Source organism: Burkholderia sp. Bp9015, from assembly GCF_003853505.1.
Taxonomy (GTDB): domain Bacteria; phylum Pseudomonadota; class Gammaproteobacteria; order Burkholderiales; family Burkholderiaceae; genus Burkholderia.
On record NZ_QTPZ01000001.1, the window covers coordinates 186789 to 211536 of the forward strand.

General features: G+C 67.5%; 22 protein-coding genes. 12 read left to right on the top strand and 10 right to left on the bottom strand.

From position 1 onward, the window contains the following. Positions 1-155: 155 nt before the first annotated feature. The 8 genes from DIE12_RS00800 to DIE12_RS00835 all read right to left on the bottom strand — a co-directional run bounded on the left by DIE12_RS00800 (position 156) and on the right by DIE12_RS00835 (position 9394). Positions 156-1484 (bottom strand): cytochrome c, encoded by a 1329-nt coding sequence (locus tag DIE12_RS00800; protein ID WP_185500285.1) that lies wholly within the window; start codon positions 1482-1484, stop codon positions 156-158. 16 nt (positions 1485-1500) lie between these two features. Continuing rightward, positions 1501-3720: a xanthine dehydrogenase family protein molybdopterin-binding subunit gene (locus tag DIE12_RS00805; RefSeq protein ID WP_124519461.1), complete on the bottom strand. Its 2220-nt coding sequence runs from the start codon at positions 3718-3720 to the stop codon at positions 1501-1503. Positions 3721-3804: 84 nt separating this feature from the next. Beyond that, a complete protein-coding gene (locus DIE12_RS00810; protein WP_124484828.1) occupies positions 3805-4260 on the bottom strand; it encodes a (2Fe-2S)-binding protein in 456 nt (151 codons plus the stop codon). Positions 4261-4402: 142 nt separating this feature from the next. Continuing rightward, positions 4403-4702, bottom strand: a complete 300-nt coding sequence (locus DIE12_RS00815) for a putative quinol monooxygenase (protein ID WP_044843118.1) — start codon at positions 4700-4702, stop codon at positions 4403-4405. A gap of 94 nt (positions 4703-4796) precedes the next feature. Continuing rightward, positions 4797-5840, bottom strand: coding sequence for an NADP-dependent oxidoreductase (locus DIE12_RS00820; RefSeq protein WP_124519462.1), 1044 nt, complete (start codon positions 5838-5840; stop codon positions 4797-4799). Positions 5841-6045: 205 nt separating this feature from the next. Further along, positions 6046-6666, bottom strand: a complete 621-nt coding sequence (locus tag DIE12_RS00825) for a TetR/AcrR family transcriptional regulator (protein WP_044843116.1) — start codon at positions 6664-6666, stop codon at positions 6046-6048. Between the two features lie 124 nt (positions 6667-6790). Further along, positions 6791-7801 (bottom strand): DNA-binding protein, encoded by a 1011-nt coding sequence (locus DIE12_RS00830; protein ID WP_124519697.1) that lies wholly within the window; start codon positions 7799-7801, stop codon positions 6791-6793. Between the two features lie 246 nt (positions 7802-8047). Beyond that, the gene (locus DIE12_RS00835) at positions 8048-9394 is read right to left on the bottom strand and encodes a PLP-dependent aminotransferase family protein (protein ID WP_124484830.1); all 1347 of its coding nucleotides are present in this window, start codon (positions 9392-9394) and stop codon (positions 8048-8050) included. Positions 9395-9527: 133 nt separating this feature from the next. Here DIE12_RS00835 and DIE12_RS00840 point away from each other — a divergent pair, with 133 nt between their 5' ends. The 3 genes from DIE12_RS00840 to DIE12_RS00850 are packed head-to-tail and all read left to right on the top strand — an operon-like array spanning position 9528 to position 11497. After that, entirely contained in the window at positions 9528-9932 is a 405-nt protein-coding gene (locus DIE12_RS00840; RefSeq protein ID WP_124519463.1) for a VOC family protein, read from the top strand. Positions 9933-9967: 35 nt separating this feature from the next. Further along, complete coding sequence (locus DIE12_RS00845) at positions 9968-10597, top strand: LysE family translocator (protein ID WP_124519464.1); 630 nt, start codon at positions 9968-9970, stop codon at positions 10595-10597. 54 nt (positions 10598-10651) lie between these two features. Then, positions 10652-11497 carry a PhzF family phenazine biosynthesis protein gene (locus DIE12_RS00850; protein ID WP_124519465.1) on the top strand — a complete coding sequence of 282 codons (846 nt, stop codon included), beginning with the start codon at positions 10652-10654 and terminating at the stop codon, positions 11495-11497. A 150-nt stretch (positions 11498-11647) separates the two neighbouring features. On the opposite strand, the gene DIE12_RS00855 is transcribed toward DIE12_RS00850, so the two are convergent. Beyond that, entirely contained in the window at positions 11648-12838 is a 1191-nt protein-coding gene (locus tag DIE12_RS00855) for a helix-turn-helix transcriptional regulator (protein ID WP_044843154.1), read from the bottom strand. Positions 12839-13119: 281 nt separating this feature from the next. Here DIE12_RS00855 and DIE12_RS00860 point away from each other — a divergent pair, with 281 nt between their 5' ends. From DIE12_RS00860 to DIE12_RS00880, 5 genes are all read left to right on the top strand, one after another. After that, positions 13120-14058, top strand: a complete 939-nt coding sequence (locus tag DIE12_RS00860; RefSeq protein WP_124519466.1) for an alpha/beta hydrolase — start codon at positions 13120-13122, stop codon at positions 14056-14058. Then, on the top strand, positions 14055-15179 hold the full coding sequence (gene ribBA, locus DIE12_RS00865; protein ID WP_124519467.1) for a bifunctional 3,4-dihydroxy-2-butanone-4-phosphate synthase/GTP cyclohydrolase II: 1125 nt from the start codon (positions 14055-14057) through the stop codon (positions 15177-15179). Before DIE12_RS00860 ends, ribBA begins: the two co-directional genes overlap by 4 nt. A gap of 198 nt (positions 15180-15377) precedes the next feature. Then, positions 15378-15800, top strand: coding sequence for a helix-turn-helix transcriptional regulator (locus DIE12_RS00870; protein WP_124519468.1), 423 nt, complete (start codon positions 15378-15380; stop codon positions 15798-15800). Between the two features lie 2 nt (positions 15801-15802). Continuing rightward, positions 15803-17137 carry a type II toxin-antitoxin system HipA family toxin gene (locus DIE12_RS00875; protein WP_124519469.1) on the top strand — a complete coding sequence of 445 codons (1335 nt, stop codon included), beginning with the start codon at positions 15803-15805 and terminating at the stop codon, positions 17135-17137. Positions 17138-17244: 107 nt separating this feature from the next. Further along, positions 17245-18480 (top strand): NADH:flavin oxidoreductase, encoded by a 1236-nt coding sequence (locus DIE12_RS00880; RefSeq protein ID WP_124519470.1) that lies wholly within the window; start codon positions 17245-17247, stop codon positions 18478-18480. 71 nt (positions 18481-18551) lie between these two features. Here the strand turns inward: DIE12_RS00880 and DIE12_RS00885 are convergent, their stop codons facing one another. Next, a complete protein-coding gene (locus DIE12_RS00885) occupies positions 18552-19679 on the bottom strand; it encodes a 4-hydroxyphenylpyruvate dioxygenase family protein (RefSeq protein ID WP_124519471.1) in 1128 nt (375 codons plus the stop codon). A gap of 356 nt (positions 19680-20035) precedes the next feature. Here DIE12_RS00885 and shiA point away from each other — a divergent pair, with 356 nt between their 5' ends. From shiA to DIE12_RS00915, 4 genes are all read left to right on the top strand, one after another. After that, positions 20036-21343, top strand: coding sequence for a shikimate transporter (gene shiA, locus DIE12_RS00895; RefSeq protein ID WP_124484839.1), 1308 nt, complete (start codon positions 20036-20038; stop codon positions 21341-21343). A 211-nt stretch (positions 21344-21554) separates the two neighbouring features. Continuing rightward, entirely contained in the window at positions 21555-22856 is a 1302-nt protein-coding gene (locus DIE12_RS00900) for a UDP-N-acetylglucosamine 1-carboxyvinyltransferase (protein ID WP_044843107.1), read from the top strand. A gap of 396 nt (positions 22857-23252) precedes the next feature. Then, entirely contained in the window at positions 23253-23624 is a 372-nt protein-coding gene (locus DIE12_RS00905) for a DUF4440 domain-containing protein (RefSeq protein ID WP_124519472.1), read from the top strand. Between the two features lie 313 nt (positions 23625-23937). After that, positions 23938-24708: an IclR family transcriptional regulator C-terminal domain-containing protein gene (locus DIE12_RS00915; protein WP_124484841.1), complete on the top strand. Its 771-nt coding sequence runs from the start codon at positions 23938-23940 to the stop codon at positions 24706-24708. Positions 24709-24748: the final 40 nt, after the last annotated feature.

Below are 24748 nucleotides of genomic sequence, written 5' to 3' on the forward strand. Positions count from 1 at the left end.
TTTTACGTCGATAAAACGCGCGCGGCCGCGAACGGCCGCACGCCGGTTGACAGAAAGAGCTGCGCCACCGGGCGCCCTGCACCCGGCAATGTGCGACGACCGGCGTGCGGCACGCATGCCCGTCGTCGTCCGCCACGGTCGGCCGCGCTCGGCGCTCAGCGCGCGGCCGCCGTCGCCTTGCGGAGTTTCGCGACCTCCGCCGCCTGCACGGCCGGCGCGCCGTTGTTCCAGCCGGCGCGCATGAACGTCAGCACGTCGGCGATCTGCTGGTCGTTCAGCTGGTTCGCGAACGCCGGCATCGGGTACGCGGACGGCACGCCACCGATCACGAGCGACTCGCTGCCGTTCAACGTCACGTTGATCAGCGACGCGGCATCGGCCTCGAGCACGTTCGGGTTGCCGGCGAGCGGCGCGAGCAGCGGCGCGTAGCCGCGGCCGTCCGCGCCATGACAATGCAGGCAGTAAGCGTTATACACCTTTGCGCCCGGATCGTTCGCCGGCCGGCCCAGCACGACCTGCGTCGCCTTCGGCTCGTAACGGTAAGGCGGCGCGCCCGTGCCACCCGCTGCCGGCAGCGATTTCAGGTAGCGGGACATCGCCGCCAGATCGTCGTCGGTCAGTTCCTGCGTGCTGTGGTTGATCACGCTGACCATCGAGCCGAACGCGGTCGCATGCCGGTTCGCGCCGGTCTTCAGGAATTGCGCGATATCCGCATCGCTCCAGCGGCCCAGCCCGGTATTGTGCTCGCCGGTCAGGTTCGACGCGAACCAGTTGTCGATCGGCGCGCCCGACAGGAACGCCGAACCGCCCTCGTCCAGCGCCTTCTCCTGGAAGCCTACACCGCGCGGCGTATGGCACGATCCGCAGTGCCCGAGCCCCTGCACGAGATACGCGCCGCGGTTCCACATCGCGTCCTTGGCCGGCTTGTCGGCATAAGGCGTCGTATCGAGGAACACCATGTTCCACAACGCGAGCGGCCAGCGCATGTTGAGCGGCCACGGGATGTCGGACGCCCGGTTCGCCTGCTTCACCGGCTCGACGCCGTGCATGAGGTACGCGTACAGCGCCTTCACGTCGTCGTCCTTCAGCTTCGCGTACGACGGATACGGCATCGCCGGATACAGGTTGTGGCCGTCCTTCGCGACGCCCTTGCGCAACGCGTTCGCAAAATCGGCTTCCGTATAGCCGCCGATGCCCGTGTCCGGGTCGGGCGTGATGTTGGTCGTGTAGATCGCGCCCATCGGCGTGACCATCTTCAGGCCGCCGGCGAACGGCGTGCCGCGCGGCGCGGTGTGGCACGCGACGCAATCGCCGGCCTTCGCAAGATACGCGCCGCGTGCGACCAGCGCGCTGTCGGCGGCGGCCGCTTGCGCGGCATGCGCCGTCGTGCCGGCCATCAGTGCGGACAGCGCGATCAACGACGTGCCGAACGTGCGAGCGGCGCGATTCAGGCGGTTCGGACGATTCGAGGTGAGGTTTCGCATGGTTCGTGTCCTCCCCTCAAGCCGTCTTCAGCTGGTTGCCGACCGGCAGCTTGCGCAGCCGCGTGCCGGTCGCCGCGAAGATCGCGTTCGACACGGCAGCCGCGGTCGCCGCGGTGCCCGGCTCGCCGATTCCGCCCGGCGCCTCGGCGCTTTTGACGAGATGAACCTCGATCGGCGGCGTCTCGTTGATGCGCATCACCCGGTAGTCGGTGAAGTTGCTCTGCACGACGCGGCCGTCCTCGATCGTGATCTCGCCATACAGCGCGCCCGTGATCCCGAAGATGATGCCGCCCTGCACCTGCGCCTCGATCGTGCTCGGATTCACGGCCATCCCGCAGTCGACCGCGCACACGGCACGCTTGACCTGCACTTCGCCGCCTTCCACCGCGACGTCGATGACGATCGAGAAGAAGCTGCCGAACGCGTGCATCACCGATACGCCGCGCCCTTGCCCCTTCGGCAGCGGCGTGCCCCAGCCGGCCGCCTTCGTCGCGACATCGAGCACGTTGCGCGCACGCGGCGTCTTGTCGAGCAGCGCGCGGCGGTACTGGACGGGATCGGTCTTGGCCTGCGCCGCGAGTTCGTCGATGAAGCTCTCGACGACGAACGTGCTGCGGGTCGGCCCGACGCCGCGCCAGAACGCGGTCGGCACGTGGCGCGGTTCCTGGCGCACGTAGTCGATCAACTGGTTCGGCAGGTCGTACGGCAGGTCGTTGGCAACCTCGACCGCGTCGGGATCGACGCCGTCCTTGAAGGCCGGCGGTGCGAAGCGCGCGAGGATCGACGAACCGACGATCCGGTGCTGCCATGCGACCGGCTTGCCGTTCGCGTCGAGGCCGGCCGAGATCCGGTCGTAGTAGTACGGGCGATACATGTCGTGCTGGATGTCTTCCTCGCGCGTCCACACGACCTTCACCGGCGCGTTGACCTGCTTCGCGATCTTCACGGCCTGGCCGATCATGTCCGTTTCGAGCCGTCGGCCGAAACCGCCGCCGAGCAGGTGGTTGTGCACGACGATCCGGTCGGGCGCGAGACCCGTGAGCTTCTGCACGGTGTCGACCGCCCGCGTCGGCACCTGCGTGCCGACCCAGATCTCGCAGCCGTCGCCGCGCACGTGCACCGTGCAGTTCACCGGCTCCATCGTTGCGTGCGCAAGGAGCGGCTGTTCGTAGACGGCATCGATGCGCGTCTTCGCGTTCGCGAACGCGCGGCCGACGTCGCCGTCCTTGCGCGCGACCGCGCCCTTCCCGTTCGCGGCGGCCTGCGCGAGATCGGCGACGATGTCCTTCGTCGACACCTTCGCGCCCGCGCCTTCGTTCCACTTCACGACGAGCGCCGACGCGCCGCGCTTCGCGGCCCACGTGTGATCGCCGACCACCGCGACCGCGTTGTCCGCGCGCACCACCTGGCGCACGCCGGGGATCTTCTTCGCGGCCGTGTCGTCGACGCTCGCGACCGTGCCGCCGAACACCGGGCTGTTCACGATCACCGCATACAGCATGCCTGGCACGCGCACGTCGAGCCCGAACTGCGCGGTGCCGTCGACCTTCTCCGGCGAGTCGAGCCGCTTCACCGGCTTGCCGATCAGCTTGAAATCGGCCGGCTGCTTCAGCGCGACGTCCTTCGGCACCGGCAGCTTCGACGCGGCGTCCGCGAGCTGGCCGTACGATGCGCGCCGGCCGCTCGGCGTGTGCTGCACTTCGCCGTTCGCCGCCCGGCAGCTGGCCGGATCGACGTTCCATTGTTTCGCCGCCGCCGAAACCAGCAGCGTGCGTGCGGTCGCGCCCGCGCGGCGCAGCGGTTCCCACGCGTAGCGCACCGACGTCGAGCCGCCGGTCAGCTGGCCGCCGAGCAGCGGATCGAGGAACAGCTTCTCGTTCGGGGGCGCATGGTCGAGCGTGACGTTCGACAGCGGCACCTCGAGTTCCTCGGCGATCAGCATCGGCAGCGCCGTGTAGACGCCCTGGCCCATTTCGACCTTCGGCATCACCAGCGTGACCTTGCCGGCGCGGTCGATCTGCACGAACGCGTTCGGCGCGAATACGCCGGCGCGCGCGCTTTCGTCCGCATCGCCGCCGATCACCGAGCGGCGTGCATCATCGCCCGCCGCCGGCATGCTGAAGCCGAGCAGCAGGCCGCCGCCCGCCGCCGCGCCGAGCGACATGCCCGCCTTGAGAAACGAACGGCGCGACACGCCCGCGCCGGCCCGACCTGCTTCGATCAGTCCTCGCGACATGTCAGCCTCCGCAGAGCCGCCTCAACGAGGCTGACCGCCCCCTCGCGGGGCAGCGAACAAAGTGAGCGTGGTGGCTGTTTCATCTCATGCCCCCTTCGCGGCGTGTTTGACCGCCGCGCGAATCCGGTTGTAGGTACCGCAGCGGCAGATGTTGCCGGCCATCGCCGCGTCGATGTCGGCGTCGCTCGGGTTCGGGTTCGATGCGATCAGCGCGGTGGCCGCCATCACCTGCCCGGACTGGCAGTAGCCGCACTGGACGACGTCGAGCTCGCGCCATGCCTGCTGGACCTTCTGCCCGGCCGGCGTCGCGCCGACGGCTTCGATCGTCGTGATCCTGCGGCCCGCGACGGCCGCGACCGGCAGCACGCATGCGCGTGCGGCGACGCCGTCGAGATGCACGGTGCACGCGCCGCATTGCGCGATCCCGCAGCCGAATTTCGTGCCGGTCAGGCCGACGACGTCGCGCAGGACCCACAGCAGGGGCATGTCGTCGGGGGCGTCGACCGTGCGGTTCTCGCCGTTGATGTTGAGGGTGACCATTCAGCCTCCGGGGACGGTGTATTGGGGAAGCGGCGCGAACGATGCGCTGCGCCGCGTTGTCGTTGTCATCGCCGTTGCGTCATGCGTGACGGCTGCCGCACGGTCCCGGGCGAGAACGGGCCGTGACGGGGGTACCGCGTCGTTACTCGGCCACGTCGATGCCCGACAGCACCTTGATGACGGGCGGCGCCGCGAACCAGTCGGCCGACTTCACGCGAAATTCCGTGAAATGCGGGCTGGCGAGGTGCGCGTCGAACGCGGCCTGGTCGTCGTAGATCTCGTACAGGTGCAGGTTCGGCGAACCGTCCTGCTCGCGGAACAGGTCGTAGCGCCGGTTGCCCGGCTCGACGCGCGTCTTGGCGACCATGCTGCGCAATTCGGCCTCGGCGGCCTGCGCGTGTTCGGGTTTCAGGAACAGGGAAGCAATCACGTGAAGCGCCATCTTTGTCACTCCTTTCGAAACGGAATCGAGCATGCCACAAGCCGGCGTCTCGCGACGCCAGCGTGCAATCGTCGTGTGTCGTCTTGCGCCGGTGTCAGGCCAGTTCGTCCGGACCCACGCGCACGACGACCTTGCCGAAATTCTTGCCGGCGAGCAAGCCGATCAGCGCGTTCGGCGCATCGGCGAGATCGGGGATGACATCCTCGAGCGCCTTCACCTTGCCCTGCGCGAGCCACTCGCTCATCTCCGTCAGGAACTGCGCGTAGCCCGTCGCGTAATGATCGAAAATGATGAAGCCCTGCATCCGGATGCGCTTGCGCAGGATCGTCCCCATCAGCAGCGGCAGGCGATCGGGGCCGGCCGGCAACGCGGTGTCGTTGTAATGGGCGATCAGTCCGCACACCGGCACGCGCGCATGCTCGTTGAGCAGCGGCCACACCGCATCGAACACGGCGCCGCCGACGTTCTCGAAATAGACGTCGATGCCCTTCGGACAGGCTTCCTTCAGCCGGGCGGCGAATTGCGGATCGCGGTGGTCGACGCAATCGTCGAAGCCAAGCGTGCCCTTCACGTACGCGACCTTGTCGGCGCCGCCCGCGACGCCGATCACGCGGCAGCCCTTCAGCTTCGCGATCTGGCCGACCACCGCACCGACCGCCCCGCTCGCGGCGGCGACGACCACGGTTTCGCCGGCCTTCGGCTCGCCGATCTTCAGCAGCCCGGTGTACGCGGTGAACCCCGGCATGCCGAGCACGCCGAGCGCGTGCGACGGATGCGCGAAGTCGCGGCCGAGCGGAATGAGACCGCTGCCGTCCGACAGCGAATAGTCCTGCCAGCCACCGCGCGCGACGACCAGGTCGCCTTCGCGATACGCGGGCAGGTTCGACGCCACGACACGGCTGACCGTGCCGCCGACCATCACGTCGCCGAGTTCGACCGGCGGCGCATACGACGGCGCGTCGCTCATCCGGCCGCGCATGTACGGGTCGAGCGACAGCCAGATCGTGCGCAGCAGCACCTGGCCGGCACCGGGCACCGGTACGTCGCCGGTTTCGAGACGAAAGTCGTTCGGGGTGGGCGCGCCGACCGGGCGCGCATTCAGAATGATTCTGCGGTTTGCTGCCTTGCCTTGCGGCATGGGAACCTCCGTCAACAGGAAGGGACGTGCACGGGCACGATCGGATCAACGTTGGACAACCGTGATGCGCGAGGCTGCGGCGTTGCCGGCGAATCAGCCGGCGGCGGGGCCGCGGCCTCGCGGGTAAAACAATGTGACCTCAGCGTAAGTAGACCAGTCGTCTAGCGCTCACGCAAAAAACAAGGCGCGCCTGCGCGCGCCCACATTACGACTGCACTCCGTCAGGCTCGAAGGACGGCAGGTTCAGCATCCGCCGTGTTTCGAGCATCGCGCGTTCGAGCGGTTTGCGGTCGCGGTGAATCTTCTCCAGCAGCGTCGCGCCCAGCCACAGCTCGTAAAGGATCGCGGCCGTATGCGCCGGATCGTCGACGCCGCCCAGCGAACCGTCGGCCAACCCGGCCTCGATCCCGCCCGCGAGCCGCTCGATGATCTGGCCGGTGCCGCGCCGCAGGACCGCGCGCATCGCCTCCGACAAATCGGACACTTCCGCACCGAGCTTCACCGCGAGGCACTTGCCTTCCGGATCGTCCGCGCACTGCGTGCGCAGCCAGTTGCCCCAGTACGTCATCAGGCGCTGCGCGCCCGTGCCGGCCGGGTGCTTGAGCAGGTTGTCGAGGTGCTCGAGATAGCCTTCGAAATACGATTCGAGCAGCGCCTCGCCGAACGCCTCCTTCGAGCCGAAGTAATGGTAGAACGAGCCCTTCGGGATGCCCGCCGCGGCGAGAATCTCGTTCAGACCGACCGCCGAAAACCCCTTGTGGAGCATGATCGGCTTCGCGATATTCAGGATGTGCTGGCGGACTTCCGCGCCTGAAGATGCATTCATGATGGCGTATCTTAGCAACGATTAGACCGGTCGTCTAGTAAGGTCGAGCCGGCAAGTTGAGCGGCACTTTACCCGAATCGCACCGCGTCGCGGACACGTCGTCGCCACACCGTGGCGCCCCAAGTCACGCGGGTTTGGGGGCGAGCTTCCTCGCGACCGGTTTCGCCGCACGCAGGGTGCCGCCCGCCGGTCGACCCGGCGCCCGGCGCGCGGGGGCGCGTGACGCGCGTTCGGCACGCAATGCGTCGAGTTCGCCGACGTACGCGGCATTGGCCGCGCGGGCCCCGTCGAGCTGGCCTTCGAGCATGCCGCAGCGGTGTTGCGTGTCGGCCAGTTGCGCCTGCAGTGCCGCGAGATCCTTGCGGTGCTGCGTATCGCGCTGTTCGGCACGAGCCGTGGCCGCGTCGAATTCCTTCTGAACGCGTGCGGCCGCGAGCCGTTCGCGGTCGATCTCCTGAAGCGCTCGCTTCTCCGCTGCACGCAAGCGCTCCTCGGCCCGGCCCGCGTCGTCGCGCAGCCGGTCGAGTTGCGACGTGAAATCGGCGCGCGCCTGCGCCAGCGCGCGATCGGCGTCCGCGTTGTCGGACTTCAGCCGCTCGATTTCCGCTTGCAGCGCGCGGCGCGATGCTTCGTCGGCCGCCCTCGCCTGCTCGAGTTCCTGGATGCGCACCTGGGCCGCCAGCAACGCGCTCGTGCGGTGCTCCAGCGCGGTTTCGGTGCGGGACAGGTCGGCTTGCAATGCCGCGACCTCCGCTTTCGCCGCGGCCCGCTCGGCTTCGACTTCGGCGCGCAGTGCATCGAGCGCTGCGGCGGCATCGGCACTCGAGCGGCGCCACAACGCGGCGACGAGCTCGCCCGCTGCCGCCTGCAGATCGGCCGGCAAATCCGGATGCTCGATGCGCACCCGGCTCTTTTCCCGCAACTCGGCCCAGAACTCGCCGAGCACCGCCGTCGGCGTGCTCATGCTGCCCTTGCGCACGAGCTGGTAAAGGCGGTTCGCGGTGGGCGTGACGCCGAAACGGAAGAACATCAACGCGCAGACCTCGCGATAGAGCTCGCGGGTCTTCGGGAAATCGGCTCTCAGGCGGTCGATTTCGGCGATCAGGCGGGATTCGTCGGCAACGAGGTCGGACATGACGGTTTGAGTCGGTAGTTTCGTTAATAATATAACGTAAACCGTTAAATATCCAATTTTCACGCCCCTGTTGTTTGACATTATTTCTATAATGTTGAAATGAGCGAGGCGTGTGGCGTGTGGAATCGAAGCAGATCGTTTGCACGATTTGGTAATCGCCGGACCAAAGAGCCGCCAATTACCGTTAGTGGGGAGAGATACAAAACCCTGCGACCAAACGGCTAGTACGGTGCTCGCCCGGTGGCGTCACGCGCGCTGCTTCATCAGCCCTGCCAGAAGGGTCAGTGCTTCTGTCAGATCGTCGAACGACGGGCCGCCGAGGCAAAGTCGAATTCCGCTCGCCCGATCCTCCGGGTTCACCATCATGGATTCCGGAGGGGTCACCTTGATACGCATCGCTGCTGCGACGGATGCGACACGATTGGCAGCGTCACGCTCCATCGGCAGCCACGCGTTGTAGGCGCCGGGATGCGAGACCACTTCGCTCGCGCCGAGCAGAGAGATGGCCAGATTGGATCGACGCCGCGCCTCGTGGTGGAGGTCCCGCTGGATCGAGGAGATGACGTCGGTGGCCAGCCACTCCTCAACCACTGCGCAAGAGAGCGCCGACGGCGCCATTGGCAGGTCCCGCAGCGCGTCTTCCGCTGCGTCGTTGAGTCCGGCCGGCAGCGCGAGCACGCCGATCTGCAAACCGGGGCCGAGCGATTTGGACAGCCCGTTCACATGCAAGGTGATCTCGGGCGCCAACGCCGCAAGCGGTGGCGAAGCCGGCTCTGCCGACGCATAGACGCCGTCCTCGATGATCCACGCGCCCGCCCGGCGGCAAATATCCACGATGGCCTGCCTTCGTTCCGTGCCCATCGTTGCGGTGGTCGGGTTGTGCAGCGTCGGCGTGAGATAGACCGCCTTGCTGCCGGTCGACGCGATGCCGTCGAGTGCGTCCGCCAGTGCCCCCGGCGCCATCCCCTGCGCGTCGGTCTCGACGCCCTGCATCCGATATCCGCTACGCCGAGCCAGCGCGATCGCGCCAGGATAGGTGATCCGCTCGGTCAGAAGCAGCCCCTGCGAGCCACAGGCAAGATCGAAGGCCAACGATAGCGCCTGACGGGCGCCGCTCGTTAGCACCAGATGCGTCGGTTCCACCATCAGGCCCAGCGTTTCGAGCCAGCGAGCCAGCACACGTCGGTGCTCCATATGTCCGGCGGGCGGGGCATAGAGATTGAGATGGTCCGCATCGATCTTGCGTGCGATCCCCGTCAACGTTCGCGCCAGCAAGCGCGCGTCGAGCATGGCTGGCGGCACATTGGACGAAAGGTCGATCTGGCGATCGTGATGCGCCTGGCGGATCGCCACGAAAGTTCCTCGGCCCTTGATGCTGCGCGTCAGGCCTCGCCGTTCAAGCGAGGCATAGGCTTTCGTCACCGTGCCAAGGCCAATCCCCAGTTTCAACGCGAGATCGCGATGAGCGGGCAGACGGTCGCCTCCCGTCAGCCGCCCCTCGATGATGTCGTCGGCGAGGGCGAGGACCAACCGCTCGGCGGTATTCGCGTCGATGTCGGCAAGTCGTGGTGACCAAGGGGATTGCAGAAGCATGTTCGCCGCCCAAATATTAGTGTCACGTGACACTATTTATGAAAGCAACAAGCGTAACATGCGCGATGTGATTGGATGAGGTCATGCATTTCTGGAGGCGCCTGATCGCCATGACAGGCGTGTGGAGAGTCGAATGTTGAGCCATGTAACTGTTGGGGCGCGTGATCTTGGGCGGGCAGGCCGTTTCTATGACGCGCTGCTCGCTCCGCTCGGACTGAAGCGTCGCGTCGTCACGTCCGATGGCGGGCCTCCGGCGCTTTGCTGGGTAACCGGTCAATCGCCGCTGCCGCGCTTCTATGTCTACATCCCGTACGACGGTGAGCCGGCGACCATCGGCAACGGCAGCATGGTCGCCTTTCTGGCCCCCTCGCAAGAAGCCGTGAACACGGCCTACGCGAACGGTCTCGCGCACGGCGGGACGGACGACGGCGCACCCGGGTTACGCCCCCACTACGGTGACGGCTACTTCGGCGCGTATCTGCGCGACCCCGACGGGAACAAGGTCCATATCGTTCATCGCGGAGACCTCCAGCCGTAACGCTGGAGACGCCCCGCATCTTTGGAGAAACTCGAATGATCGCCAGTCAGATCGCACTCGCCTACGGCACCTACCTCATCGCCACCGCCAGCCCCGGACCGAGCAACATGGCGATCATGGGAACAGCGATGCGCGACGGCCGTCTGCCGGCCCTCGTTCTGGCTGCCGGCGTCATCACGGGCTCACTCTTCTGGGCGATCCTGGCGGCGACCGGCGTTTCCGCCGTGCTGGCCGCCTATGCCGAGGCGCTTTTCGTCATCAAGATGGTTGGGGGTGTCTATCTGCTCTACCTGGCGTTCCGCACGGGCAGATCGGCGCTGAAACTGGGCTCCGGCTTCGCGAAGATGGAACCAGGACGCTCGACACCTCGCTATCGGCGGCTCTACCGCCAGGGCATTCTCATGCATATCGGGAACCCGAAGGCGGTTCTGGCCTGGATGGCAATCATGTCCCTTGGGCTTCAGGAGCACGCCCCCGGCGGCACCTTGCCGGCGATCATCGGTGGTTGCGCGTTCCTCGGCGTCATCGTGTTCGGTGGTTATGCGGTCCTCTTCTCGACCGCTCGGATGATCGCCCTGTATACCCGTCTTCGGCGCTGGATCGAAGGCACGCTATCCGCGGTGTTCGCCGTTGCGGGAGTCAATCTGCTTGCCTGGCAACGTTGATATCCCGGCTTGTCGGCGCCATCACGAACTGACCTGAATTGAAAGAGCGATGTCATGACCTTTGCGATCCATATGATCGATGTCTTCGGCGCCGGGCCGCTTTCGGGCAATCCGCTGGCGGTCGTCATCGGTGCCGATGCCCCGGCAACGGATGACATGCAGCGGCTGACGCGGTGGTTCAACCTGTCCGAGACCGCTTTTCTCTTGCCACCCACGCATCCTGAGGCGGACTACCGGGTCAGGATCTTCACGCTGGACAGGGAGATGCCTTTTGCCGGGCACCCGACGCTCGGCAGCTGTCATGCGTGGCTCTCGACGGGCCGCGTGCCGAAGAGCGAAGCGGAAATCGTCCAGGAATGCGGAGCCGGGCTGGTTCCGATCCGACGCAATCACGAGCGGCTTTCCTTCGCCGCCCCGCCGCTGATCCGCTCCGGCGCGCCGACACAGGATGAATTGGACCAGGCCCGGCGACTGCTGGGGATCGAATCCGGCGATGTCCTTGATGCCGCCTGGATCGACAACGGTCCCGGATGGCTGGGCATCAGGCTGGTATCGGCGGAAACGGTGCTCGCCCTCAATCCGCTCCGCGGTTGGCCCGGCCGGATCGATGTCGGCGTTATCGGCCCTCATGCAACAGGCGGCAACGCGGCCTTCGAGGTTCGCGCCTTCTTCAGCGACCATCTGGGCACCGTCGTCGAAGACCCGGTCACTGGAAGCCTCAATGCTTCAATGGCGCAGTGGCTGTTCGCGACAGGTGTGGTTGACGACGACTATGTCGCCGCCCAGGGGACACGCCTCGGCCGCCATGGCCGCATTCATTTGACCCGCGACGAGGCTGGTCAAATCTGGGTCGGCGGCAAGACCCGCACGCATGTCGAAGGCCGGCTCCGCGGCCTTTGAAAGGGCAAACGAGAAAGCGGCAACCGGATGTACGGGCGAGCCTCTTTTGCATGATGCCTCCATCGCCGAGCGTCACGTGCCCCGTCGACCGTTGTCGCTGGCTCGCCAGAGGAATGCGGCCGACTCCGACGGATCGACATCGGCCTCTACTTATCCCAGCGGCACCACGCTCCCGAGCAGGATTCGCACGAGTGTCGCCTGGCGCGTCACGCCCGTCTTCGAGAAGATCGCGCGCAGGTGCGTACGCGCCGTGTTCTTGCTGATCCCCGACTCCTCCGCCGCCTCCTCGAGCGTCAGCCCGTTCGTCAGCAGCAGCGCGAGCGACGTCTCGGCGGGTGTCAGGTCGAACAGCTTGCGGATGATTTCCTGCGCGCCTTGCGGCTTGCGGTCGGGGTCGCGCAGGAACAGCGTGACGGCCGGCCGGCGCTTGTTGTCCTCCGACCAGTCGGACAGCAGCACGGTGCGCACCAGCAGCCCGAGGCGCGGCTTGTCGAAGCCGCGCGTGATCGGCATCGCCTCGACGATCGCCGCGGCCGTGCCGTGATGCCCCATCACCGCGTGGCGGATCAGCCGCTTGAGCGTGCGGTTCTCCTGCGCATCGGTCGCCTCGATCGTGCCGCGCGCAATCGTCAGACCGTTGTTCTGCTTCAGGATCTCGTCGGCGACGCCGTTCATGTCGATGATCGTGCCGTTCTCGTCGAGCGTGATCGTGCCGATCTGCATCCGGTTGATCGCGTTGGCATAGATCGACCGCTCGACCTCGGCCGTGTCGAGCCGCGAATGCAGTTCGACCGCCCGCTTCAGGTGCGGCAGCAGCAGCGCGCAGATCGCCTTGTCGCGCGCGGAGAACTGCTTCGACGCATGATTGCGGCACACGCGGAACCGGCACTCGACGCCCGACGGCGTGCGCAGGTCCGCGCCGAGAATGTAGCGCACGTCCTGCGGCTTCAGGAACTGCTTGTACAGTTCGCTCGACAGCCAGCCCGTATCGCCGAACACGTCGTCGACCGTGACCACGCGATCGGCCGGCAGGCCGACGAACGGGTCGAGCGAATAGTAGTAATTGTTGTACGACGCCTCGCCGTCCCCCGGCACGACCGGGCCGAACTCCGATGCATGCACGGACAGCGGCGCGCGACGGTCGCTCGCGGCCGCGCGCAGGATCAGCGTCACGTAGCTGGCCTGCAGCAGCCGGCGAACCATCTCGAGCGCGCCGGCCCACGGCGGCGTTTCCATCGGCCCCTGGTAGATGCGCGCCATCAGCTCGCTGAAATCAGCGACGCCGATGTCGGCCTCCTCGCTCGTTGACTGGCTCTCTTGCGGGGCCCATCTCGTCTCCATCAGCACGCTCCATCCTCCATGCAACTTGTGTTCGGTGCGATTCATCCGCGCCGCCATGATTAAGACGTGTCTTAATTCCGGCGTCATCGGGACATTCACTGAATGGTGAGCTTTGGCCATCCGGACGCGCGAACCATCGTCCAATCGGATGATGTGGCACCCTGCCCGCTGCGCTGGAATGCCCGTCAGGCCGTGCCGGCAAGCATCCGGCGCGGGCTCAGGGAAAACCGCGATGCGGGTTTACCTGATTCAGACCGCATCCGATTCAGACAGGAGTTCCAATGCCGCTCGACCCTCAGGCGCAGGCGCTGCTCGCCGCGCTCGCCCAAGTGCCCCCGATCGATTTCGATCCACTGACCGTGCCCGCGTACCGTGCGAGCCTCGCCGGAGGCAGCGCGTTCGCGCCCGGCGACGCGATTGCCGCCGAAGAGGACTGGCAGATCCCGGCGCCGGGTCGTCAGTTATCCGCACGACTGTATCGGCCCGATGCCGACGGGCCGTTGCCGCTGACCGTGTTTTTCCACGGCGGCGGCTTCGTCGCGTGCGGGATCGATTCGCACGCGAACCTGTGCCGCAGTCTTGCCAGGCGGGCGCGCACGCTCGTGCTGTCGGTCGATTACCGGCTCGCGCCCGAAGCGCGCTTCCCGGCAGCCGCGCAGGACGCTTGCGACGCGGTGCGCTGGGCCGCCGCCGGTGCGCGTGATCTCGGTGCGCGCGCCGGGGCGATCGCCGTGGCCGGCGACAGCGCGGGCGGCAACCTGGCCGCGGTCGCCGCGCTGCAGTTGCGCGGCTCGGGCATCGCGATCGCGCACCAGTTGCTGCTGTATCCGGTCGTCGATTGCGCGAACGAGCATCCGTCGTACGAATCGCTCGGCGAAGGCTATTTCCTGACGGCGGACGCGATGCGCTGGTTCAAGCGCCAGTATTTCGACGACGGCGCCGACCGCGCATCGCCGCTCGCGAGCCCGCTCGCCGTGGCGGACCTGTCGGGCGCGGCGCCGGCCACCATCGTCAGCGCGGAATTCGATCCGTTGCGCGACGAGGCCGAAGCGTACGCACTGCGCCTCGCGCAGGCCGGCACGCCGGTCTCGCTCGTGCGTTGGCCGGGGCAGCTGCACGGCTTCGCGAGCATGCTCGGCGCAATCGACGCGGCCGATCGCGTGCTGACCTTCGGCGCCGACGCGCTGCGCCGCGCCTTCGACGCGACGGAGGCGCAATGACGCTCGCCGGTACGCGGGAAATCGTCGACGAGCTGCGTGCGGGACGGATGGTCCTGCTCGTCGACGAGGAGGACCGCGAAAACGAAGGCGACCTCGTGATCGCGGCCGATCACGTGACGCCCGACGCGATCAACTTCATGGCGCGCTTCGGGCGCGGGCTGATCTGCCTGACGCTGACCGCGGAGCGCTGCGAGCAACTGCGTCTGCCGCCGATGGCCGATCGCAACGGCACGCCATTCGGTACCGCGTTCACCGTCAGCATCGAGGCGGCCGAAGGCGTGACGACCGGCATTTCGGCAGCCGATCGCGCGCGAACGATCCGCGCGGCGGTGCGCGCGGGCGCGCGTCCCGACGATCTCGTGCGGCCCGGCCACGTGTTTCCGATCGCCGCGCGCCCGGGCGGCGTGCTGGTGCGCGCGGGACACACGGAGGCCGGCTGCGATCTCGCGGCGCTCGCCGGGCTCACGCCCGCGTCGGTAATCTGCGAGGTGATGAACGACGACGGCACGATGGCGCGGCTGCCCGAGCTGCGGACGTTCGCCGCGCATCACGGGCTGAAGATCGGCACGATCGCGGACCTGATCCATTACCGCCGCGAGCACGAGTCGCTCGTCGAACGTGTCGGCGAACGGCCGCTGCATACGCCGTGGGGCCGGTTCCGCGCGATCGAGTATCGCGACACCGTGCACGGTGCGCCACATCTTGCGCTGGTGCGCGGCGAGCCCGATCCGTCGACACCCGTGCTGACGCGCGTGCACGAATGCCATTCGCTGCTCGACCTGCTCGACGCGGAACCGTCCGCGCATTCGTGGCCGCTGCACGCGGCGCTGCAGCGGATCGACGCGGCCGGTTGCGGCGTCGCGGTGCTGCTCGACTGCGACATGCGCGGCGACGCGATGCGAACGCCGGCCGGCCACGCACGCCGTGACGGCCGCGTGACGGGAATCGGCTCGCAGATCCTGCGTGAGCTCGGCGTGCGGCGGCTGAACGTGCTGTCGAGTCCGTTCCGGCTGCCGGCGCTGTCGGGGCACGACCTGGAAATCATGGCGTTCATCCCGCTCGGCGACGACGATCCGGAAAGCGCGGGCGCCGCCGATGCGAGCCCGCTGCGGGCGGCGTGATGATGCCGGGCTGACGGGCTGACGGGCGACAGGCTGACAGGCGCGTGCCGCGCGTCCTGGCGCCGCCCCACGGGTTTCCGCTTGACGGGCTATCGTTTGTTTTTATGAAATACAGTCTGAGGTTTGTATTTTGACGATACATACCATAGACTGTATTTTTCGATTACAAACGATCGCCTGTCATTGCGCGGAGAGCCCATGGCATTCCCTGTCCAGACCTTGAGCCAGTTGCGCCCGATCCTCGTCGGCTTCCGGAAGTCGGCGGGGTTCACGCAGGCGCAGCTCGCTGCCCGCCTCGGCGTGACGCAACAGTCGTACGCGCAGCTCGAAGCCAATCCGTCCACGGTCAGTATCGAACGTCTTTTCAAGGTGCTGAACGTGCTCGGCGTTCGCCTGGCGCTCGAGCCGGGCACGCCGGACGACGCAGCGGCGCCAGCTGGCACCGCGCCGGCGCCCAAGCGCACGCCGGCCGCGCGCGGTCGCTCGTCCGGTTCGCCCGGTTCGTCCGAGCTGCCGGCTCGCCCGCCGGCCGCTGCGAAGGCCCCATCCGCCGCCACGCGGAAACGGCCCGCCGCCGCCACGCCCGGCAAGCCTCGGGGCACCACGCGGGAGGACTGGTGACGATGGCCCGCCGCCCCCGCCACGACCGCCTCGACCTGTGGATGAACGGCATCCCGGTCGGCTACTGGGAAGTCCGGCGCGGCGTCGAGCGCCTCGTCTACCTGCCGGCGTGGGTCGACGATCCGCAAGGCCGTCCGCTGTCGCTGTCGCTGCCGTTCACGCCGGGCAATCAGCCGCACCAGGGCGCGATCGTCGCCGACTACTTCGACAACCTGCTGCCGGACAGCCAGCCGATCCGCCGCCGCATCGCGCAGCGCTACCGGCTCGGGTCGACGGCGCCGTTCGAACTGCTCGCGTCGATCGGCCGCGATTGCGTCGGGGCGCTGCAGTTGTTGCCCCCGGACGAAGCACCGGTCGACCTCGAATCGATCGACGGCACCGCGCTCGACGATACGGCCGTGGCCGACGTGCTGCGCCACGCGACCGCCGCGCCGCTGCCCGGCCACGCGGAGCCGGACGGCGAGCTGCGCCTGTCGATCGCCGGCGCGCAGGAAAAAACCGCGTTATTGCGCGACGGCGATCGCTGGCTGCTGCCGGCGGGCAGCACGCCGACCACGCATATCTTCAAGCTGCCGCTGGGGCGCGTCGGGAACATGCAGGCCGACATGCGCACGTCGGTCGAGAACGAATGGCTGTGTTCGAAGATCGTCGCCGCGTACGGCCTGCCGGTCGCCGCGTGCGACATCGGCCGGTTCGACGACCAGAAGGCGCTGATCGTCGAGCGTTTCGACCGCCGTCCGTCCCGCGACGGCACCTGGATCCTGCGGCTGCCGCAGGAGGACATGTGCCAGGCGACCGGCACGCCGTCGGGCGCCAAATACGAATCCGACGGCGGCCCCGGCATCGCGACGATCATGGGCATCCTCGCGAATTCCGCCGAGGCCGCGCGGGACCGGACGAACTTCTTCGTCACGCAGCTCGTGTTCTGGGTGCTCGCGGCCATCGACGGCCACGCGAAGAATTTCAGCATCGCGCACCTGCCCGGCAACACGTATCGCAGCACGCCGCTGTACGACGTGCTGTCCGCGCATCCGATCATCGGCACGCGCCGCAACCAACTGCCGCCGCGGCGCGCCCGGCTCGCGATGGCCGTGTGCGGGAAGAATCGCCATTACGTGATCGGCGACATCCAGCCGCGTCACTGGATCGCGCAAGGCGCGCGTGTCGGTCTGACCGAAGACGTCGTACGCGCGGCCATGGCCGATGTGGCGGCACGCACCGAACCGGTAATCGCCGGCGTCGCGTCGCACATTCCGGCGGATTTCCCGTCAGACGTGGCCGATGCGATCTTCGACGGGATGCGCCGCCAGGCGCGCAAGCTGGGCGCGGCCGACTAGGCGGTGCGGGCGCCCGGGCGGCGGGCGGCGGATCATCCACGTGGACGATGCGATCCGGCGTCGGCTCCGCACAATGGTCGCCATCCCCATTCCGACGCACGCCCGACATGGAACCTGCCGCCCTCGATACTGCGTTCAGCCCGCTGCAGATCGGCCCGCTGACGCTGCGCAACCGCTTGATCAAATCCGCGACCAACGAAGGGATGACGCCGAATGGCGTGCCGTCGCGTGCGCTCGTCGGGTTTCATGAACGCATCGCCGCGGGCGGCGCCGCGCTGACGACGGTCGCGTACTGCGCGGTCAGCGACGACGGCCGCACGTTCGTCGACCAGGCGCGGCTCGATGCGCCCACGGTCCGGCAATTCCGCGCGCTGACCGACGCGGTGCATCGCCACGGCGCGGCGGCGTCCGCGCAGATCACCCACGGCGGCTGCTTCACGTTCCTGCCGTCGCTGTCGACGAAACGTCCGTTGAGTGCGTCGGGCGGGTTCAACAAGGTCGGCGTGATGAGCGGCCGCTTCCTGAAGCAGGCGATGACGCGCGACCAGATGACCGTCATCGCCGACGAATTCGCACGCGCGGCGCGCCACGCGCGCGACGCGGGCTTCGACGCGGTCGAGATCCATATGGGTCACGGTTATCTGCTGAGCCAGTTCCTGTCGCCGCTGTACAACCGCCGCCGCGACGCATACGGCGGCGATGCGGCGCGTCGCGCGACGTTCCCCGTCGAGGTGCTGCGCCGCGTGCTCGATGCGGTCGGCCGCGATCTCGCCGTGGTCTGCAAGATCGGCGTGACCGAAGGCGTGCGTGGCGGCGGAACGCCCGACGACGCATCCGAGATCGCACGGCGGCTCGAGGCCGAGGGCGCGCACTTGCTGGTGCTGAGCGGCGGGATGAACGTCGAGTCGGTGTGGCAGCTGTTCGGCAGCCCGCTGCCCGGCGAGGCGCGCGCGAACGCCGACAACGCGATCGTGCGCACCGCGATGGCGCTGCAGAAGCTCACCGAGCCGAAGATGGGCGCGTTTCGGGAGATGTATTTCCTCGAGCATTCGCGGCAGGTGCGAGCGGCCGTCCGGATGCCGCTCGCCTATCTCGGCGGCGTGCGCTCGCGCGAGAACGTCGCGCTGGCGATGCGCGAAGGATTCGACGCGGTGGCGCTCGCCCGCGCGCTCGTGTTCGAGCCGGGTTTCGTGAACGAACTGCGCGACGGCCGCATCGCGCAATCGGGCTGCACGTCATGCAATCGCTGCGTCGTGTCGATGTACACGCCGGGCGGTACCGCATGCGCGCTCAAGGCGCCGAACGATCCGGCGCCGAACCGTGTGCCGGCCGCGGGCGGGTGACGTTACGCGGTCGCTGATTTCTCAGTCGCACTCGCAGCCGTGGCCACTACCGCGACCACGCCCTCTGCCGCTCACCCGGCGTCGCGGGCGCGGGCCAGCGCTGCGAGGTTCCCTTCCCCGAATCCGTGGTGCCCCTGCCGATGCACGATCTCGAAGAAGATCTCGCCGGGCCGGCGCTTGACGAAGGTCTGGAAGAACAGGCGCGGCACGCCGTCGCTGCCGATTTCGCCGTCGACCAGCACCGCGCGGCGGCGCAGCGCGTCGAGATCGACGCCGTGCCCCGGCAGCCGCGCATCGACTTCGTCGTAATAGCGCGCCGGCGGTTCGATGAATTCGACGCCGTTCGCGCGCAGCGCATCGACGCTCGCCAGGATGTCGTCGGTCGCCAGCGCAACGTGCTGGACGCCTTCGCCCGGATGGTCCGGCAAATACGCGTGCATCAGCTCGGTGCGGCGCGTGCCTTCCTCGTAGACCGGAATCCGCACCGCGCCGCACGGCGACACCATCACGCGCGACTCTTCCGACACATGCCAGTGCGCGTCGATTTCATGGATTTCGCGGAAGTGCAGCAGGTCGTGATAGAAGTCGAGCCACTCGCGCATGCGCCCCGCGCCGACCGTCTGCGTGAAATGGTCGACCTGCTGCAGGCCCGTGCCCGCGCAATCGAGATCGGTATGCGCGGTCGCGATGTCGATCGGCCGGAAATCGATGTCGAAGATCGAGATGTCGCCGACGCCGCCGCGCTGGCCGTCCCGCCCACGCCAGCGATCGACGAAATAAAGGTGCGAATCGCCGATCCCCTGGATCGCCGGAATCTTCAGCTCGCCGACCCCGATCCGCTCGCCCTCGAACGCCCACGCGCCGAGCTCGATCGCACGCTCGAACGCGCGCCGTGCGCTGGCCACCCGCAGCCCGATCGCGCACACGCCCATCCCGTATTCCTCTGCATAGCGCGCAGCGAACGAATCGGGCTCGGCGTTGATCAGGAACTGCATCTGCCCTTGCCGGTACAGCGTGACGTTCTTGCTGACATGGCGCGCGATCGCCTTGAATCCGAGCTGCTCGAAGCGTTGCGCGAGCGCGTCCGGCACCGGCGCCGCGAACTCGACGAATTCGAGTCCGGCCATCCCGAGCGGATTGGCGGCCGGATCGGCAACGGGCGGCGTATCGCTGGACAGGGGGTGGGAATTGCCGGGCATTACAGTCTCCGGGGGTATGCGGTCGATGGGGATGACGCCCGCGCGTGCGGCATCCCCGGCCGATGGGGTGGCCGGGTGTCCGCCCGATTCGGGCAAGGTTTTGATGGTCCCGATTTTAACCAGATCGTTCACGCCGGCACACCCTGGCCGAACGGGATACGAATGCCTCGCCTAGTGCAAACCCGGGATTCGTTCGATAATCGCACATAAAAGAGCGATAATCGCGCATTTTGTCCGATCGGCCAATTGCCGTCGCGCGGCGCGCGCCCTATTCTCCGTCCACCCATCGACTTCAATGCAGCATCGGACGCGGCGCCGCCACGATTCCACGATGCGCCATGCCAGGAGACTTCGCCATGACCCCAACCTTCGACACCCTCGACGCCGCCGCCGGCGCCCGCGCGCGCAGCCAGGCCCGCAAGGCCGCGATCGGCAGCTTCGTCGGTGCCGTCGTCGACTGGTACGACTTCCTGCTGTACGGGATCGTCGCCGCACTCGTCTTCAATTCCGAATTCTTTCCGAAGGTCAGCCCGACCATGGGCACGCTCGCGGCGTTCGCGACCTTCGGCGTCGGCTTCCTGTTCCGGCCGCTCGGCGGCGTCGTGTTCGGCCATTACGGCGACCGGCTCGGCCGCAAGCGGATGCTCGTGCTGACCGTGATGCTGATGGGGCTGTCGACCGTCGCGATCGGCCTGCTGCCGAGCTTCGCGACGATCGGCTGGTGGGCGCCCGTGCTGCTGGTGCTGATGCGTGCGATCCAGGGCTTCGCGGTCGGTGGCGAATGGGGCGGCGCGGCGCTGATGGCCGTCGAGAGCGCACCGAAGCAGAAAAAGGCGTTCTACAGCAGCGGCGTGCAGGTCGGCTACGGCGTCGGGCTCGTGCTGGCCACGGGGATCGTGTCGATCCTGAGCCATACGCTCGGCGAGGCCGCGTTCAAATCGTGGGGCTGGCGCCTGCCGTTCGTATTCAGCATCGTGCTGGTGCTGATCGGGCTGTGGGTCCGCAAGAGCATGGACGAGTCGCAGGAATTCGTCGAGAAGGTCGAGCACGGCAATCGCAAGCTGCGCCTGCCGGTGCTGGAGGCGCTGACGCGCCATCCGAAGGCGTTCCTGCTGATCGTCGCGCTGCGGCTCGCCGAACTGTTCACGATGTATATCGTCACCGCGTTCGCGCTCAGCTATTCGACGTCGAACCTCGGCATGTCGCGCGACCTGTTCCTGAACATCGGCCTGCTGGTCGGCGCGGTCAGCTGCGTGACGATCCCGTGCTTCGCATGGCTGGCGGACCGCTTCGGCCTGCGCCGCATCTACCTGATCGGCGCGCTGATCGGCCTCGCGTCGGCGGTGCCGTTCTTCGTCGCGCTGGAATCGCGCTCGATCGCGTGGATCGTGGTCTTCTCGATCCTGCTGGCCAATGCCGCGCACGACATGATCGTGAGCGTCCAGCAGCCGCTCTTCACCGAGTTGTTTGGTGCGGAATACCGCTACAGCGGCGCGGGCGTCGGATATCAGTTCGCGAGCGTCGTCGGCGGCGGGTTCACGCCGTTCATCGCGGTGGCGCTGGTCAGCCTGGCCGGCGGTTCATGGCACCTGGTCGCCGGCTATCTCGCGGTGGGTTGCCTGATCTCGCTGGTGGTCGCCGCGCGGATGCGGGCGGCGGAGTGAGGAAATGACCGGAGGGCCGGCCGCAATACGCGCCGGCCATTTTCACACCGGCTACTATCCCCGGCGAGCCGGACGGGCCCGGCCCTCGCCCAACGTCAAACACGGTCAATCCCGCGCGCAGAAGCCCTTTTTGCCCTCTGAACATTCCACGTCACCCGCCGACCAATGGCATCATATGGGCCTACGTCAGTCACAGATACGCCCCCATATCATGTCGAATCTCATCGTCCACGGCGGCACTCCGCTGCGCGGGGACATCAAGCCGTCCGCGAACAAGAACGCCGTCCTGCCGATCCTGTGCGCCACCCTGTTGACCGATCAGCCGCTGCGCCTCGTCGGCGTGCCGGACATCACCGACGTGCGCAAGATCCTCGACATCTTCCGCACGCTCGGCAGCGACGTGTCGGTCGACTTCACGACCGGCATTCTCGAACTCCACCATCGCAACACGACGTTCGACCCGGCCGTTCACCGCCTGCCCGAGGCGATGCGCTCGTCGATCATGCTGATTCCGCCGCTGCTCGCACGCTTCGGCGTCGCGCGCCTCGAGAACGACGTGAAGGGCTGCACGCTCGGCGTGCGCGAAATCGATCCGCACGTCGAAGTGTTCGAGCGCTTCGGCGCGCACATCCAGCGCACGCCCGATTCGCTGATCGTCCGTGCCGACGGCCCGCTGACGGCCAACGATCACTGGCTCGACTATGCATCGGTGACGACCACCGAAAACTTCGCGCTGTGCGCGACGGCCGCCGGCGGCACCTCCACGCTGATGAATGCGGCGTCCGAGCCGCACGTGCAGGAGTTCTGCCAGTTCCTCGCGATGATCGGCGTCGCGATCGAAGGCATCGGCACGTCGCGCCTGTGCGTGACGGGCGGCGGCAAGCTCGGCGGCGGCGAATTCCGCTTTGCCGAGGATTTCCACGAAATCGCGACGTTCCTCGCACTGGGCGCGATCACCGGCGGCGACATCACGGTGCGCAACTCGTCGCCGGAGCATTTCCCGCTGATCGACCGCACGTTCGCGAAGTTCGGCGTGACCGTCACGCACCGCGACGGCTGGTCCCGTGCGGAACGCGACGGCCCGCTGCGCGTGCGCCGGCCGTTCACGCAGAACATCCTGACCAAGGTCGAAGCCGCGCCGTGGCCGTACCTTCCGGTCGACCTGCTGCCGATCTTCATCGCGCTCGGCGTGCGTGCGGAAGGCAGCGCGATGTTCTGGAACAAAGTCTACGACGGCGCGCTCGGCTGGTCCGGCGAACTGTCGAAATTCGGCGCGCACGTGCTGCTGTCCGATCCGCACCGGCTGATCACGTTCGGCGGCCTGCAACTGACGCCGGCGCGCGTCGAGAGCCCGTACATCATCCGTGTCGCGATCGCGCTGCTGATGGTGGCCGCGAGCATCGAAGGCCGCTCGGAAATCATGAACGCGCTGCCGATCCGCCGCGCGCACCCGCATTTCGTCGAAAACCTGCGTTCGGTCGGTGCGAACGTCGAGTGGACGAGCAGCGAGTAATGGCAATCGGGATGCGGCTGGCGTAACAGGCGCGCCGCATCCGCCGCTTTTTGCATTCGACCGGCGGCGCCGACGCGCCGCTGCCCCCTCTTCAGCCATCGGCCGCCGTCGGGTGCGTATCGGCCACGCCCCCGCCTCACTTCCCGTCCCGGCATCGACGTCGTTCGCGTCGACGTGGCAGCATCGATCACACCATTACGGTCACGGCCCCTCGGCCGGGATTGCTCGAGCGCATGAGCTGGATGTCGCCGGCGCCAATGCATTGCATCGCTCGCCGAACGCCAGATTCAGACCTGTCCGATTGCCCAAACACCTGTCGAAGCCATAGGCTGCGTTCCTTCCCAAGCGAATAGCCGCACACACAGCAACTCGCACTTCAACCGGAATGCAAGCGACATGGAACCTCGATTCACACTGATGCAGATGCGCGAAGTCTGGATCGATGCGTATCGCCACGCCGACGTCGAGCAACTCGATTTCGTGGCAAGCCCGCACTTCTTTATCCAGCACGAAAATCGCTTTCGTCCGAAAGCGCAGTTTCTCGCTCGAATGCGCGCCCTGTCGGCCGAACGGGCGACGGTCACACGTCGTGTTGCATACCGGGATGACGCGATACAGATCGCCGAGCACGCGCAATGGGCGACGATATCCGGAACTGGATTCGTCTGGCACGACGGAACGATGGATTCTCGCTTCGATTTTCTGGAGCTGTGGTGCGTGAGCGACACCCGATGGCGGATTGCCGCGCTTTGTCACGAACACACGTGAGCCCGAGAACCTCGCGCTGCCTGACCGCCCGTCGCGACCAGAACGCCGGACGAGCGCGTGCCCGAAACCGCCGGCGCTCAGACAAACGGATTCCGCAATACTGGATCACCCTCCACCCGCAAGCCGTCATGCATATCTTCGGTGTACGGGTACTCGCAGCCCTCGATCGGGGCCGTTGCCACGATGCACGGGCTGCAAGGCCGCACAGCCGGCCGAACGGATAGCGCCGGCTGGCCGTATGTCGCATTGTCCGCCGCGCCGCGCGATAATCGCCCACTCCCGCACGAACACCGCGCACGACGCGCCCCCGACCATGAAAAAGCCCGACCTCGACCGACGCGACTGGATTGCCGGCCTCGAAAAGGGCCTGATGATCCTCGAGGCATTCGACAGCCAGCACGCGCGGATGACGCCGACCCAGGCCGCCGCCCGCACCGGCCTCACGCGCACGGCCGCGCGGCGCTACCTGCTGACGCTCGAATCGCTCGGCTACGTGTACACCGACGGCAAGCTGTACGGCCTCACGCCTCGCGTGCTGCGGGTCGGCTGGTCGTACTTCGATTCGGCGCGCCTGCCGCGCACGGTCCAGCCCTATCTGCAGCAACTGAGCGCGTCGCTGAACGAATCGGCGTACGTGAGCGTGCTCGACGGCTGGGAACTCGTGTTCATCGCCCGCAACGGCGTGTCGCGCGTGATGACGACCGGCTTCGTGCTCGGCGCGCGCGTGCCCGCCCCGCTGACGTCGCCGGGCGTCGTGCTGCTCGCGCATCAACCGGATCGCGAGGCCGTCCGCACGTGGCTCGACGACACCGAACTCGCGCCGTTCACGCCGCACACGATCACCAACAAGGCGCGCCTGCTCGAACAGGTCGACCACGCGCGCGACGCGGGCTTCGCGGTGATCGAGCAGCAATTGCAGGTCGGCGTGCGCGGCATCGCGGTGCCGCTGAAGAACCGTCACGGCGAAGTCGTCGCCGCGCTGAGCACGAACATGCCGATCGGCGCGGAGACGACCGACGCGGCCGTGCGGCGCGTGCTGCCGCATCTGCAGGAAACCGCGCTCGCGATGCTCAACGTGCTTTAGGGATTCACGCGAGCCGCGCGCACGTCATCCCGCTCACGAC

What these genes read in the sequence shown, in the direction of transcription:
- DIE12_RS00800 (WP_185500285.1), bottom strand. Translation starts at nt 1,484, where the DNA reads ATGCGAAACCTCACCTCGAATCGTCCGAACCGCCTGAATCGCGCCGCT.
- DIE12_RS00805 (WP_124519461.1), bottom strand. Translation starts at nt 3,720, where the DNA reads ATGTCGCGAGGACTGATCGAAGCAGGTCGGGCCGGCGCGGGCGTGTCG.
- DIE12_RS00810 (WP_124484828.1), bottom strand. Translation starts at nt 4,260, where the DNA reads ATGGTCACCCTCAACATCAACGGCGAGAACCGCACGGTCGACGCCCCC.
- DIE12_RS00815 (WP_044843118.1), bottom strand. Translation starts at nt 4,702, where the DNA reads ATGGCGCTTCACGTGATTGCTTCCCTGTTCCTGAAACCCGAACACGCG.
- DIE12_RS00820 (WP_124519462.1), bottom strand. Translation starts at nt 5,840, where the DNA reads ATGCCGCAAGGCAAGGCAGCAAACCGCAGAATCATTCTGAATGCGCGC.
- DIE12_RS00825 (WP_044843116.1), bottom strand. Translation starts at nt 6,666, where the DNA reads ATGAATGCATCTTCAGGCGCGGAAGTCCGCCAGCACATCCTGAATATC.
- DIE12_RS00830 (WP_124519697.1), bottom strand. Translation starts at nt 7,801, where the DNA reads ATGTCCGACCTCGTTGCCGACGAATCCCGCCTGATCGCCGAAATCGAC.
- DIE12_RS00835 (WP_124484830.1), bottom strand. Translation starts at nt 9,394, where the DNA reads ATGCTTCTGCAATCCCCTTGGTCACCACGACTTGCCGACATCGACGCG.
- DIE12_RS00840 (WP_124519463.1), top strand. Translation starts at nt 9,528, where the DNA reads ATGTTGAGCCATGTAACTGTTGGGGCGCGTGATCTTGGGCGGGCAGGC.
- DIE12_RS00845 (WP_124519464.1), top strand. Translation starts at nt 9,968, where the DNA reads ATGATCGCCAGTCAGATCGCACTCGCCTACGGCACCTACCTCATCGCC.
- DIE12_RS00850 (WP_124519465.1), top strand. Translation starts at nt 10,652, where the DNA reads ATGACCTTTGCGATCCATATGATCGATGTCTTCGGCGCCGGGCCGCTT.
- DIE12_RS00855 (WP_044843154.1), bottom strand. Translation starts at nt 12,838, where the DNA reads ATGGAGACGAGATGGGCCCCGCAAGAGAGCCAGTCAACGAGCGAGGAG.
- DIE12_RS00860 (WP_124519466.1), top strand. Translation starts at nt 13,120, where the DNA reads ATGCCGCTCGACCCTCAGGCGCAGGCGCTGCTCGCCGCGCTCGCCCAA.
- ribBA (WP_124519467.1), top strand. Translation starts at nt 14,055, where the DNA reads ATGACGCTCGCCGGTACGCGGGAAATCGTCGACGAGCTGCGTGCGGGA.
- DIE12_RS00870 (WP_124519468.1), top strand. Translation starts at nt 15,378, where the DNA reads ATGGCATTCCCTGTCCAGACCTTGAGCCAGTTGCGCCCGATCCTCGTC.
- DIE12_RS00875 (WP_124519469.1), top strand. Translation starts at nt 15,803, where the DNA reads ATGGCCCGCCGCCCCCGCCACGACCGCCTCGACCTGTGGATGAACGGC.
- DIE12_RS00880 (WP_124519470.1), top strand. Translation starts at nt 17,245, where the DNA reads ATGGAACCTGCCGCCCTCGATACTGCGTTCAGCCCGCTGCAGATCGGC.
- DIE12_RS00885 (WP_124519471.1), bottom strand. Translation starts at nt 19,679, where the DNA reads ATGCCCGGCAATTCCCACCCCCTGTCCAGCGATACGCCGCCCGTTGCC.
- shiA (WP_124484839.1), top strand. Translation starts at nt 20,036, where the DNA reads ATGACCCCAACCTTCGACACCCTCGACGCCGCCGCCGGCGCCCGCGCG.
- DIE12_RS00900 (WP_044843107.1), top strand. Translation starts at nt 21,555, where the DNA reads ATGTCGAATCTCATCGTCCACGGCGGCACTCCGCTGCGCGGGGACATC.
- DIE12_RS00905 (WP_124519472.1), top strand. Translation starts at nt 23,253, where the DNA reads ATGGAACCTCGATTCACACTGATGCAGATGCGCGAAGTCTGGATCGAT.
- DIE12_RS00915 (WP_124484841.1), top strand. Translation starts at nt 23,938, where the DNA reads ATGAAAAAGCCCGACCTCGACCGACGCGACTGGATTGCCGGCCTCGAA.